The organism is Streptomyces xanthophaeus (assembly GCF_000725805.1).
In the GTDB taxonomy this organism is placed as follows: Bacteria; Actinomycetota; Actinomycetes; order Streptomycetales; family Streptomycetaceae; genus Streptomyces; species Streptomyces xanthophaeus.
In genome coordinates, this window is sequence record NZ_JOFT01000028.1 from 179,905 (window position 1) to 192,280 (window position 12,376).

At 72.0% G+C, this 12,376-nt stretch carries 12 protein-coding genes; 5 read left to right on the forward strand and 7 right to left on the reverse strand.

What is annotated here, in order from left to right; all coding sequences use genetic code 11:
- Positions 1-157 precede the first annotated feature (157 nt).
- The gene (locus tag IO30_RS0118985; RefSeq protein ID WP_031144598.1) at positions 158-1,597 is read right to left on the reverse strand and encodes an NAD(P)H-quinone dehydrogenase; all 1,440 of its coding nucleotides are present in this window, start codon (positions 1,595-1,597) and stop codon (positions 158-160) included.
- A 173-nt stretch (positions 1,598-1,770) separates the two neighbouring features.
- On the opposite strand from IO30_RS0118985, the gene IO30_RS0118990 reads away from it, so the two are divergent.
- The 3 genes from IO30_RS0118990 to IO30_RS0119000 all read left to right on the forward strand — a co-directional run bounded on the left by IO30_RS0118990 (position 1,771) and on the right by IO30_RS0119000 (position 4,842).
- Positions 1,771-2,208: a gamma-glutamylcyclotransferase family protein gene (locus tag IO30_RS0118990; RefSeq protein WP_031144599.1), complete on the forward strand. Its 438-nt coding sequence runs from the start codon at positions 1,771-1,773 to the stop codon at positions 2,206-2,208.
- A gap of 136 nt (positions 2,209-2,344) precedes the next feature.
- Positions 2,345-3,151, forward strand: coding sequence for a purine-nucleoside phosphorylase (locus IO30_RS0118995; RefSeq protein WP_031144601.1), 807 nt, complete (start codon positions 2,345-2,347; stop codon positions 3,149-3,151).
- Positions 3,152-3,186: 35 nt separating this feature from the next.
- Positions 3,187-4,842, forward strand: coding sequence for a phospho-sugar mutase (locus IO30_RS0119000; protein ID WP_031144603.1), 1,656 nt, complete (start codon positions 3,187-3,189; stop codon positions 4,840-4,842).
- 229 nt (positions 4,843-5,071) lie between these two features.
- Here the strand turns inward: IO30_RS0119000 and IO30_RS0119005 are convergent, their stop codons facing one another.
- The 3 genes from IO30_RS0119005 to afsQ1 are packed head-to-tail and all read right to left on the reverse strand — an operon-like array spanning position 5,072 to position 7,849.
- Positions 5,072-5,695 (reverse strand): hypothetical protein, encoded by a 624-nt coding sequence (locus IO30_RS0119005; RefSeq protein ID WP_051902415.1) that lies wholly within the window; start codon positions 5,693-5,695, stop codon positions 5,072-5,074.
- Entirely contained in the window at positions 5,688-7,274 is a 1,587-nt protein-coding gene (locus tag IO30_RS0119010; RefSeq protein WP_373316536.1) for a HAMP domain-containing sensor histidine kinase, read from the reverse strand. Before IO30_RS0119010 ends, IO30_RS0119005 begins: the two co-directional genes overlap by 8 nt.
- Complete coding sequence (afsQ1, locus tag IO30_RS0119015) at positions 7,172-7,849, reverse strand: two-component system response regulator AfsQ1 (protein WP_063754818.1); 678 nt, start codon at positions 7,847-7,849, stop codon at positions 7,172-7,174. The genes IO30_RS0119010 and afsQ1 overlap by 103 nt, the downstream gene beginning before the upstream one ends.
- Before the next feature lie 174 nt (positions 7,850-8,023).
- Here afsQ1 and IO30_RS0119020 point away from each other — a divergent pair, with 174 nt between their 5' ends.
- Positions 8,024-8,722 carry a SigE family RNA polymerase sigma factor gene (locus IO30_RS0119020; protein WP_031144609.1) on the forward strand — a complete coding sequence of 233 codons (699 nt, stop codon included), beginning with the start codon at positions 8,024-8,026 and terminating at the stop codon, positions 8,720-8,722.
- 135 nt (positions 8,723-8,857) lie between these two features.
- On the opposite strand, the gene IO30_RS0119025 is transcribed toward IO30_RS0119020, so the two are convergent.
- On the reverse strand, positions 8,858-9,565 hold the full coding sequence (locus tag IO30_RS0119025) for a uridine kinase family protein (protein WP_078903707.1): 708 nt from the start codon (positions 9,563-9,565) through the stop codon (positions 8,858-8,860).
- 55 nt (positions 9,566-9,620) lie between these two features.
- Here IO30_RS0119025 and IO30_RS0119030 point away from each other — a divergent pair, with 55 nt between their 5' ends.
- Positions 9,621-9,971, forward strand: a complete 351-nt coding sequence (locus IO30_RS0119030; RefSeq protein ID WP_031144613.1) for a hypothetical protein — start codon at positions 9,621-9,623, stop codon at positions 9,969-9,971.
- A 65-nt stretch (positions 9,972-10,036) separates the two neighbouring features.
- On the opposite strand, the gene IO30_RS0119035 is transcribed toward IO30_RS0119030, so the two are convergent.
- Complete coding sequence (locus IO30_RS0119035) at positions 10,037-10,942, reverse strand: aldehyde dehydrogenase family protein (RefSeq protein ID WP_031144614.1); 906 nt, start codon at positions 10,940-10,942, stop codon at positions 10,037-10,039.
- Complete coding sequence (locus IO30_RS0119040; protein ID WP_031144616.1) at positions 10,935-12,371, reverse strand: aldehyde dehydrogenase family protein; 1,437 nt, start codon at positions 12,369-12,371, stop codon at positions 10,935-10,937. Before IO30_RS0119040 ends, IO30_RS0119035 begins: the two co-directional genes overlap by 8 nt.
- Between the last annotated feature and the right edge of the window lie 5 nt (positions 12,372-12,376).

Here is a 12,376-nt window from a genome sequence, read left to right on the forward strand (position 1 = left end):
AACGACCGTCTGCTTTCAGCTCTTTGCGCCGGAATACCGAAGTTGTCCATAAGGCGGGGCGACTAGTGGTATACGCGGTCGGTCGACCGGGTGAACGTTCCGCTCCGACCCGTCGCCCCGCCCCAAACCCCTTGCGGTGTGCGGCGGTTCGTGCCGATTACGCCTCTCCGTCGGCCTTGCGCGCATGGAGCTGCCGTGCCACCTCGGCGATCGATCCCGACAGCGAGGGGTACACGGTGAACGCGTTTGCGATCTGCTCGACCGTCAGGTTGTTGTCGACCGCGATCGAGATGGGGTGGATGAGCTCGCTCGCACGGGGGGAAACGACCACGCCGCCGACGACGATGCCGGTGCCGGGGCGGCAGAACAGCTTCACGAAGCCGTCCCGGATGCCCTGCATCTTGGCGCGCGCGTTGCGCAGCAGCGGGAGCTTCACCACGCGGGCGTCGATCCGGCCCGCGTCCACGTCGGCCTGGGTGTAGCCGACGGTGGCGATCTCGGGGTCGGTGAAGACGTTCGAGGAGACCGTCTTGAGGTTCAGCGGGGCCACCGCGTCACCGAGGAAGTGGTACATCGCGATGCGGCCCTGCATCGCCGCGACCGAAGCGAGCGCGAAGACGCCCGTCACGTCACCGGCCGCGTACACACCGGGAGAGGAGGTCCGCGAGACCTTGTCGGTCCAGATGTGACCGGACTCCTTGAGCCGGACCCCGGACTCCTCCAGGTTCATGTTCGCCGTGTTCGGAATGGCACCGACCGCCATCAGGCAGTGCGTGCCGGAGATGACCCGGCCGTCGGCGAGGGTGACCTCCACCCGGTCGCCGACCCGCTTGGCGGACTCGGCGCGGGCCCGCGAGATCACGTTCATGCCGCGGCGGCGGAAGACGTCCTCCAGGACGGCCGCCGCGTCGGGGTCCTCACCGGGCAGCACCCGGTCACGGGAGGACACGAGGGTCACCCGGGAGCCGAGGGCCTGGTACGCGCCGGCGAACTCGGCGCCGGTCACACCGGAGCCGACCACGATGAGCTCCTCGGGGAGCTCGTCCAGGTCGTAGACCTGGGTCCAGTTCAGGATGCGCTCGCCGTCGGGCATCGCGTCGGGGATCTCGCGGGGGTGCCCGCCGGTCGCGATCAGCACCGCGTCGGCCGTCAGGATCTGCTCGGTGCCGTCGGCCGCCGTGACGATCACGTCCCGGGTGCCGTCGATGCCCTGGGGGCCGCCGAGCTTGCCGCGGCCGCGCACCACGCGGGCGCCGGCCCGGGTGACGGAGGCGGTGATGTCGTGCGACTGGGCGAGCGCGAGGCGCTTGACGCGCCGGTTCACCTTGCCGAGGTCCACGCCCACGACGCGCGCGGCCTGCTCGATGTGCGGGGTGTCGTCCGCGACGACGATGCCGAGCTCTTCGTAGGACGAGTCGAAGGTGGTCATCACCTCGGCGGTCGCGATAAGAGTCTTGGAGGGTACGCAGTCGGTCAGGACCGAGGCCCCGCCCAGACCGTCGCAGTCCACGACGGTCACCTCCGCGCCGAGCTGGGCCCCTACCAGGGCCGCCTCGTACCCGCCGGGTCCGCCGCCGATGATCACGATCCGGGTCACGAAAAGTCCGCCTCACGTCTACCCGGTCGGCTGCCGCCCCGGCCGGGGGTCCGGGGGGTCTCCCCGGGGGATGCATTCCGTGCTCCATTGTCCCGCACGCATCAAGGTGCTTCGCGCCTGGTCCCGCCATCCGGGCACGCGGCCACCGCCGCCCCTCCCGTACTCTCGACCACATGTCGCTCTACGCCGCGTACGCCGGCAACCTCGACCCGCGGCTGATGACGCGCCGCGCTCCCCATTCGCCGCTGCGCGGCACGGGCTGGATCAACGACTGGCGGCTGACCTTCGGCGGCGAGCAGATGGGCTGGGAGGGCGCACTGGCCACGGTCGTCGAAGCCCCCCGCCACCAGGTCTTCGTGGCCCTCTACGACATCGCTCCGCTGGACGAGGACTCGATGGACCGCTGGGAGGGCGTCGGGCTCGACATCTACCGCCGGATGCGGGTGCGCGTGCACACGCTGGACGGCGAGGAGGCGGCCTGGGTGTACGTCCTGAACGGCTACGAGGGCGGGCTGCCCTCGGCCCGCTACCTGGGGGAGATCGCAGACGCCGCGGAATCCGCCGGCGCCCCGCACGACTACGTGATGGAGATCCGCAAGCGTCCCTGCTGACCGGGCGCACCCCGCAGGTCCCCGGGCCCCGCACGGCACGGCGGGGACGATTCGGCGGAAACGACAAGGCAACGATCCGAACACCGTGAGCTGTGCCATCTACGCGCGTAGGGATTGAGCGGTTACGCTCGTCCGCGTGAACGCATCTGTTACCGATCCCCACGCTGCCGCAGACGCCGCCGCCGCGCGTCTGCGTGAGCTCACCGGCGCCGAGACCCACGACGTCGCCCTCGTCATGGGCTCCGGCTGGGCCCCCGCTGCGGAGGCGCTCGGCGCCCCCGAGGCCGAGTTCCCGGTCACCGAGCTGCCCGGCTTCCCGCCCCCCGCCGTCGAGGGCCACGGCGGCAAGATCCGCTCGTACAAGATCGGCGACAAGCGCGCGCTGCTCTTCCTCGGCCGGACCCACTACTACGAGGGCCGCGGCGTCGCCGCCGTCGCCCACGGCGTGCGCACCGCCGTCGCCGCCGGCTGCAAGACCGTCGTCCTGACCAACGGCTGCGGGGGCCTGCGCGAGGGCATGAAGCCCGGCCAGCCGGTCCTGATCAGCGACCACCTCAACCTGACGGCCACCTCGCCGATCATCGGCGCGAACTTCGTGGACCTCACCGACCTGTACTCGCCGCGGCTGCGCGCGATGTGCAAGGAGATCGACGAGACCCTCGAAGAGGGCGTCTACGTGCAGTTCCCCGGGCCGCACTACGAGACCCCGGCCGAGATCAACATGATCCGCGTGATGGGCGCCGACCTGGTCGGCATGTCCACCGTGCTGGAGGCCATCGCCGCCCGTGAGGCCGGCGCCGAGGTGCTCGGCATCTCCCTGGTCACCAACCTGGCGGCGGGCATCTCCGGCGAGCCGCTGAACCACGAAGAGGTGCTCCAGGCCGGCCGTGACTCGGCCGCGCGCATGGGCAAGCTGCTGACCCAGGTCCTCGCCCGCATCTGAGGCACCGGGCCCGTACGAGAGGTAAGGCGGAAGTAGTGCAGGAACAGGACGACCTGATCACCCGGGCGCAGGCCTGGCTGGCCGAGGACCCGGACCCCGAGACCGCGGCGGAGCTCGCGGAGCTCATCGAGTCGGGCGACACCGCCGCGCTCGCGGACCGCTTCTCCGGCACGCTCCAGTTCGGCACCGCCGGGCTGCGCGGCGAGATCGGTGCGGGCCCGATGCGGATGAACCGCAGCGTGGTCATCCGGGCCGCGGCGGGCCTCGCGGCCTACCTCAAGGCCCAGGGCCACGCCGGCGGCCTGGTCGTCGTCGGCTACGACGCGCGCTACAAGTCGGCCGACTTCGCCCGCGACACCGCGGCCGTGATGACCGGCGCCGGGCTGCGCGCGGCCGTCCTGCCCCGTCCGCTGCCGACGCCCGTCCTGGCGTACGCCATAAGGCACCTGGGCGCCGTCGCCGGCGTCGAGGTGACCGCGAGCCACAACCCTCCCCGGGACAACGGCTACAAGGTCTACCTCGGCGACGGCTCGCAGATCGTCTCCCCGGCGGACACCGAGATCGCCGCGGAGATCGCCCGCGTGGAGACCCTCGCCTCGGTCCCGCGCCCGGAGTCGGGCTGGGAGCAGCTCGGCGACGAGGTCCTGGAGGCCTACCTGGCGCGTACGGACTCCGTCCTGACCCCCGGGTCCCCCCGGGGCGTGCGGACCGTCTACACGGCCATGCACGGCGTCGGCAAGGACGTCGTGATGGCGGCCTTCGCCCGGCACGGCTTCCCGGAGCCGGTCCTGGTCGCCGAGCAGGCCGAGCCGGACCCCGCCTTCCCGACCGTGGCCTTCCCCAACCCGGAGGAGCCGGGCGCGATGGACCTGTCCTTCGCGAAGGCCGCCGAGACCGCCCCGGACATCGTGATCGCGAACGACCCGGACGCCGACCGCTGCGCGGTGGCCGTCCCGGACGACGCCTCTGCGGCCGGCTGGCGGATGCTGCGCGGCGACGAGGTCGGCGCGCTGCTGGCGGCCCACCTCGTGCACAAGGGGGCGCAGGGCGTCTTCGCGGAGTCCATCGTCTCCTCCAGCCTCCTGGGCCGGATCGCGGAGGCCGCGGGCGTCGGCTACGAGGAGACCCTGACGGGCTTCAAGTGGATCGCCCGCGTCGAAGGCCTGCGCTACGGCTACGAGGAGGCGCTCGGCTACTGCGTGGACCCCGAGGGCGTCCGCGACAAGGACGGCGTCACGGCCGCCCTGCTGGTGGCGGAGCTGGCCTCGGAGCTCAAGGAGCAGGGCCGCACCCTGACCGACCTGCTGGACGACCTGGCGATGGCCCACGGCCTGCACGCCACCGACCAGCTGTCGGTCCGCGTCTCGGACCTGTCGGTCATCGCCTCGGCGATGGCGGCGCTGCGCGCGCAGCCCCCGGCCTCGCTGGCCGGCCTGCGGGTCGTCTCGGCGGAGGACCTGACGCGGGGCACGGAATCCCTTCCGCCCACGGACGGCCTGCGCTACTACCTGGACGGCGACTACAAGGCCCGCGTGATCGTCCGCCCGTCGGGCACGGAGCCGAAGCTGAAGTGCTACCTGGAGGTCGTGGTCCCGGTGGCCGAGGCCTGCGACCTGGCCCCGGCCCGCACCCGCGGCCAGGAGATCCTGGACGCGATCAAGAAGGACCTGGCGGTGGCAGCAGGCATCTAGCCGCCCCCGCCACCCCCACGGCCCCCCGAGCCCCGTCCGGCCCGGGGGGCCGTGGGCTGTCCAGGCGGTCCAAGTGGCGGGCGGTGGACCCGTACCGGCCGGCGCCGCGGGACACCGGTCCCGCGGCCCCTGTACGGGCACGGGCGACGCCCCGGGCGACCCCCGGCGGACGGAGTCCGCCGCAGCGGCGCGAGCCGGGGAGGGCCGCCCGGGCCGAGCCGTGAGCGCGTCAGGAAGGCGTCGGGCGGACGATTTCGCCCAGGGTCGGGACCGATTCCGGGCGGGAGCGCACCGCGTCCGTGCATTCCCAGGCACGCGGCGGATCCGCGTCCGGCCCGCCCAGGACCACCGGTCCCGGGCCCGCCGACACCGCTTCGCTGCCCGCCAGCGTGCACACGAGCTGCGAGAGCGCGACCGGCGACAGGTCCTCCGGCTTGCGGCTCAGACGCACCGTGCCCGCCGGGTCCCCCGTCCTCGGCTGGCCCGACGTCAGCCCGGCCGGGACCCCGGTCGTGAAACCGGCGTCCCGCTCCTCCGCGGACGGGGTCCGCTCCAGCTCCTCCAGCAGTGCCTGCGCGACGAGCGCCACGGGATCCTTCACGGCCCTCTTCTCGGGCACCGGGACCACCCGTTCCACGCCCACCAGCTGCGATCCGCAGACCAGTTCCACCGTGGCCCGGAAACCCTGCACCGCGCCCTGCCCGGACGGCTGCGCCGGGGTGTCGCAGGACACCCGGGACGGGGCCGCGCCCACGTCCACGGGGACCGTCGTCGCCCTGATCCCGCAGCCCGGCAGGACGCCCAGGGCGACCAGCCCGAGGAGGCCCACCGCCACCGCCCGCACCCTACGTATCCTCGCCACCGGCGATCACCTTCCCCACGTCCACCGGCAGCCGCAGCGTGAACAGCGCACCGCCCCCCGCCCCGTTGGCGGCGGTGATGTCACCGCCGTGGATGTGTGCGTTCTCCACGGCGATCGACAGGCCCAGCCCGCTCCCGTCCGACTTCGGCCGGGAGGCGCTGGCCTTGTAGAACCGGTCGAAGACGTGCGGCAGGACCTCCTCGGGGATGCCCGGCCCGTTGTCCTGGACCGCGATCACCAGCCACTCGTCCTGCACGACCACCGAGACCCGCACCGGCGAACCGCCGTGCTTGAGCGCGTTGCCGATCAGGTTGGCCAGGATCACGTCGAGGCGGCGCGGGTCGAGCCGCGCCACGATGCCCCGTTCGGCATCGAGTTCCACGGCGTCCAGCCAGGCCCGCGCGTCGATGCAGGCGGTGACCTGGTCGGCGACGTCCACGTCGTCGAGCACCAGCCGGGCCGTTCCCGCGTCGAAGCGGGTGACCTCCATCAGGTTCTCGACGAGGTCGTTGAGCCGCCGGGTCTCGCTCACCACGAGCGCGACCGCCGGGGCGATCATCGGGTCGAGGTCGTCGACCTCCTCCTCCAGCACCTCGGCCACCGCCGTCAGCGCCGTCAGCGGGGTCCGCAGTTCGTGCGACATGTCCGCGACGAAGCGCCGGCTGGACTCCTCCCGCGCGCTCATGTCGGCGACCTTCTTCTCCAGCGCCTCGGCCGTCTTGTTGAAGGTGTGCGACAGATCGGCGAGTTCGTCGGTCCCCGACACGTCGAGCCGGTGGTCCAGCTCGCCCTCGCCGAGCCGCCGCGCCGCATCGCCCAGCCGCTGCACGGGCTTGAGCACGGTACGGGCCGCGGCCTGCGCCAGCAGCGCGGAGCCGAGCAGCGCCAGACCCGTCGCGATGGTCAGCGACCAGCCCAGCGCGTTGAGGTCGTCCCGCTCCTGCGCGAGCGACTTGTACATGTAGCCGGTCGGCCCGCCGCCCACGATCCGCGTCCCGCCGACCAGGTACGGATTGCCCTGCGGCTTCGTCCGCTGCCAGTACATGTGGTACTCGGAGTCGTTGGCCGAGGTCATCTTCTGCTGGTCGTCCACCGCGTGCTGGAGGGACTTGGGCACGTCGGCCAGCCCGAAGGAATCGGGTCCCGCCGCCCCGAACACCTGACGGCGGTCCTTGTCCTCGTGCACCAGCAGCACGCTGTAGCCGGGGCTGCTGCCCGCCATCAGTTCGGCGGTGCGCTGCATCTCCTCCGGGGTCGGGTCCGCGGGCAGTGCGGCGGCCCGGTTCTGCATCTCCTGCCGGAAGTCGCCGAGGGCGGCCTCCTGGACGCGGGTGAGGACCGCCTCCCGGTTGAGCCAGTACGCGATCCCGGAGGCCGAGACCGCGGCCGTCAGCGCGACCAGTGCGAACACCACGAGGAGGCGCAGCCGCAGGCTGGTCCAGCGCCGGCCCGAGAGCAGCGCCCGGATCACTGCGGGGAGTCCAGGCGGTAACCGACGCCCCGGACGGTGCGGATCAGGGTGGGTGAGGACGGCACGTCCTCGACCTTGGCGCGCAGCCGCTGCACGCAGGCGTCGACGAGCCGGGAGTCGCCGAGGTAGTCGTGCTCCCAGACGAGGCGGAGCAGCTGCTGACGGGACAGGGCCTGGCCGGGCCGCCGGCTCAGTTCCAGCAGCAGGCGCAGCTCGGTCGGGGTGAGCTGGAGGTCCTCCCCGTTCTTCGTCACCGTCATCGCCGCCCGGTCGATGACCAGGGACCCGAAGCTCGCGGAGTCGCTGGACTCCCGCTCGCCACGGCGCAGCACGGCCCGGATGCGGGCGTCGAGGACCCGGCCCTGGACGGGCTTGACCACGTAGTCGTCGGCGCCGGACTCCAGACCGACGACCACGTCGATGTCGTCGCTGCGCGCGGTGAGCAGGATGATCGGCAGCTGGTCGGTGCGGCGGATCCGCCGGCACACCTCGAAGCCGTCGATCCCGGGCAGCATGACGTCCAGCACGATCAGGTCCGGCCGCTGCTCGCGCAGCAGTTTCAGGCCGTCCTCGCCCGTCGCCGCGGTGGCCACTCGGTGGCCCTGGCGTGACAGGGAGAGTTCGAGGGCCGTGCGGATGGCGTCGTCGTCCTCGATCAGCAACAGGAAAGGCACGGGCTCATTCTGTCCCATCCCCCGTTCGGACTTCGACCTCCTGGCGGCGGGGATCCGGCAGGGGTTCGCTGTGACAGGCCTGTGACAGTCGGCGGACACCCCGGTTATGTCGGGGGGGCAGGCTTCTGTCAACGCACAACGGACCGAAGCAGACTCCACGACGGGGGGCGCGAGATGAACACGCTGCACAGCACCACGACCAGCGCGGTTGTCACGCGGCTGCACGATGTGAACCGCCGGGCGGGTGTCCGTAACGTCACGGTCGCCCGTCCGCGGCCGGCACACGTCACAGCCATTGACGCGAACCAGTACCAGGCGGTTCCCGCACAGCGCAGCAACCCGTCCTCGGCTTCCGAGGCGGAGTTCACGGCGTACGTGCAGGAGCGCCGGGCCGCGCTGTACGCGACGGCCTTCCACCTCACCGGTGACCGGCACGAGGCCGAGGACCTGTTGCAGAGCGCGCTGTTCTCCACGTACCGCGCCTGGGACCGGATCACCGACAAGGCTGCCGTCGGCGGCTACCTGCGGCGCACGATGACGAACCTGCACATCAGCGCGTGGCGGCGGCGGAAGCTGAACGAGTACCCGACCGAGGAGCTGCCGGAGACGGCCTCCGACACGGACGCGATGCGCGGTACGGAACTGCGTGCGGTGCTGTGGCAGGCACTCGCCCGCATCCCGGAGACGCAGCGCACGATGCTGGTGCTGCGGTACTACGAGGGCCGTACGGACCCGGAGATCGCCGAGATCCTCGGGATCAGCGTCGGCACTGTGAAGTCGAGCATCTGGCGTTCGCTGCGCCGCCTGCGGGACGACGAGGCGCTGAGCTTCGGCAACGACGAGGCGGAGTCCTTCGAAGAGCTCGTCGCGTAACGCGGCGGAACAGGACCATCGGGCCAGGGGGCCCGTCCTACGGGGGTGGGACGGGGGCCGCGGGGGGAAAAGGCGGGATCAAGGGGTCGGGGGTCCCCGTGATCCCGCCTTTTCGCGTCCTCGTTACCGGCGGCCCTACGCGGGGGCGGTGGTGCGGTGGCGGCCGGCCGCGGCGGCCGCGAGGCGGCCCAGGGCCTCGTCGCGGGCGCAGGCGTGCGCGCCGAGGCCGACGTGCCGGGCCACGATGCCCCGCTCGGCTCGCATCAGGCGCCAGCCCCTGCGCAGCAGGAACGGGACGGACTTGCGCCCCTCGCGCAGGTCACGGGCGAGCCGGCGGCGGAAGGTGGTCGAGGGGCGTCCGCGCAGGCAGATCGCGTCGGCCAGCAGCCCCAGCTCCTGGCAGCGTGCCGCGATGTCGGCGGCGAAGATGCCCTCGGCGATGAACAGCGGTGTGTGCGGGGACCGTGCGATGTCGAAGGTCTCGGAGCCGGTCCGCGAGGACGTGGAGATGTCGTAGACGGGCACCTGCGTGCGCCCCGTCGCGCACAGCCGGGCGATGGCCGCGACCGCCGTGTCCGCGTCCCAGGACAGCGGGGAGTCCCAGTCGATGTCGGCGCTGCCCTCCACCAGGGGGAGGGTGGGGTCGTCGCCCTCCTTGTAGAAGTCGTCGAGGCGCAGCACGGGCAGCCCCGAACGGGCGGCGAGGGAGGACTTGCCGGAGCCCGACGGACCGGTCAGCAGCACGACGCGGGTCGGTGAAGGAGAGGAGGAGCTCACGGGACACCAGTCTGAACCATTCCCCCGGGTAGGGGATCCTCCAGGTGGCCGGTTGGTATCCAGGATCACACCTCAACTACGCTGCGTGCGCACGCGACTACGACCACAGGCGAGGATTCCCATGGCACGTCACGCAGCTCCTTCCGGACCGAACCGGCTCCGCGCCGCGGGCCTGAGCGTCTCGATGGCCGGCGCGGCCCTGGCGATGGCCGCCGGCGGCGCACAGGCCGGTGAACTCGACGTCCCCGCCGCGCTGGCCGGCGTCGCGAACCCGATCGCGAACCTGAAGGTGAACCCGCTCGCGAACACCGGTGTGGACCCGCTGGACAACGGGGTGGCCACCAAGATCGCGGACTTCCCGTCCGTCGGTACGGGCATGGTCACCGGCAGCCTGACCCGCGGTTCCTCGGTGGGCGAGCTGCCCACCGCGGCCGTGTCCTCGCTGCTCGGGCCGGTGCTCCCGAAGCAGTAGCGGGCACGGGAAGGCCCCGGCAGCACGGGGGTCGCTGCCGGGGCCGGTCGGTGGGGCGGGTGCTCCTAGTAGGAGGACCCGCCCGCGCCCAGCGAGCCCGTGGGGTGCCAGACGGTCTTGGTCTCCAGGAACGCCGTCATGCGGTGCGTGCCCGGGTCGGCGTTCCAGTCGTCCACAGGCTGTGGACGCAGGACGCGCTTGAGGTTGTCGGCCGCGGCGATCTCCAGCTCCTTGGCCAGTGCCGCATCGGCTCCGGCCAGGTCGATCGCGTTGACGTCCTGGTGGGCGGCCAGGTGCGGGCCCATCTCGGAGGCCTTGCCGGACAGGATGTTGACCACGCCGCCGGGCAGGTCGGAGGTGGCCAGCACCTCGCCCAGGGACAGCGCCGGCAGCGGGGACTTCTCCGAGGCGATCACGACGACGGTGTTGCCGGTGGCGATGACCGGGGCGATCACCGAGACCAGGCCCATGAAGGACGAGTCCTGCGGGGCCACGACCGTGACCACGCCGGTGGGCTCGGGGGTGGAGAGGTTGAAGTACGGGCCCGCGACCGGGTTGGCCCCGCCCACGATCTGGCCGATCTTGTCGGTCCAGCCCGCGTACCAGACCCAGCGGTCGATGGCCGCGTCCACGACCGCCGCGGCCTTGGACTTGGACAGCCCCTCGGCCTCGCCGACCTCGCGGACGAACTGCTCGCGGCGGCCCTCCAGCATCTCGGCGATGCGGTAGAGGATCTGGCCGCGGTTGTACGCGGTCGCGCCGGACCAGCCGCCGAAGGCCTTGCGGGCGGCGACGACGGCGTCACGCGCGTCCTTGCGGGAGGACAGGGGGGCGTTGGCCAGCCACTTGCCCTTCGAGTCCGTCACTTCGTACACCCGGCCGCTCTCGGAGCGGGGGAACTTGCCCCCGACGTACAGCTTGTAGGTCTTGAAGACGTTCAGACGCGTCTGCGCCGTAGACGAATCAGACATCGAGGTAGCCCTCCAGGCCGTGGCGGCCGCCCTCGCGGCCGAAGCCCGACTCCTTGTAGCCGCCGAAGGGCGAGGTCGGGTCGAACTTGTTGAACGTGTTGGCCCAGACGACGCCCGCACGGAGCTTGTTGGCGACCGCGAGGATGCGCGAGCCCTTCTCCGTCCAGATGCCGGCGGACAGGCCGTACTGGCTGTTGTTGGCCTTGGCGACGGCCTCGTCGGGCGTACGGAAGGTCAGCACGGACAGCACCGGGCCGAAGATCTCGTCGCGGGCGACGGTGTGCGCCTGGGTGACGTTCGTGAACAGCGTCGGGGCGAACCAGTAGCCCGCGGACGGCAGCTCGCACGCCGGGGACCAGCGCTCGGCGCCCTCGGCCTCGCCGGTCTCCGCGAGCGCGGTGATCCGGGCGAGCTGCTCGGCGGAGTTGATCGCACCGATGTCGGTGTTCTTGTCGAGCGGGTCGCCGAGGCGCAGCGTGGACAGGCGGCGCTTGAGGGAGTCCAGCAGCTCGTCGTGGATCGACTCCTGGACCAGCAGGCGCGAGCCCGCGCAGCAGACCTGGCCCTGGTTGAAGAAGATGCCGTTGACGATGCCCTCGACGGCCTGGTCGATGGGGGCGTCGTCGAAGACGATGTTGGCGCCCTTGCCGCCCAGCTCCAGGGTGACCTTCTTGTCGGTGCCGGCGACGTGGCGGGCGATCTTCTTGCCCACGGCGGTCGAGCCGGTGAAGGCGACCTTGTTCACGTCCGGGTGCTCGACGAGGGCCGCGCCCGCGTCCCCGTAGCCGGGGAGGATGTTGACGACGCCCTTGGGTAGCCCGGCCTGGCGGCAGATGTCCGCGAAGAACAGCGCGGTCAGCGGGGTGGTCTCGGCGGGCTTCAGGACGACCGTGTTGCCGGTGGCGAGCGCCGGGGCGATCTTCCACGCAAGCATGAGGAGGGGGAAGTTCCAGGGGATGACCTGGCCCGCGACGCCCAGCGGGCGGGGGCCCGCGCCGTAGCCCGCGTGGTCGAGCTTGTCGGCCCAGCCCGCGTAGTAGAAGAAGTGCGCGGCGACCAGCGGGAGGTCCGCGTCGCGGGTCTCCTTGATCGGCTTGCCGTTGTCCAGGGTCTCCAGGACGGCCAGCTCGCGGCTGCGCTCCTGGATGATCCGGGCGATCCGGAAGAGGTACTTGGCGCGCTCGGAGCCGGGCAGCGCGGACCACTTCTCGAAGGCCTTGCGGGCGGCCTTGACGGCGCGGTCCACGTCGGCGGTGCCCGCCTGGGCGACCTCGGACAGGACTTCCTCGCTGCTCGGCGAGACGGTCTTGAAGACCTTGCCGTCGGCGGCGTCGGTGAACTCGCCGTCGATGAAGAGCCCGTAGGAGGGGGCGATGTCGACGACCGAGCGGGACTCGGGGGCCGGTGCGTACTCGAAGAGGGATGCCATGGTGA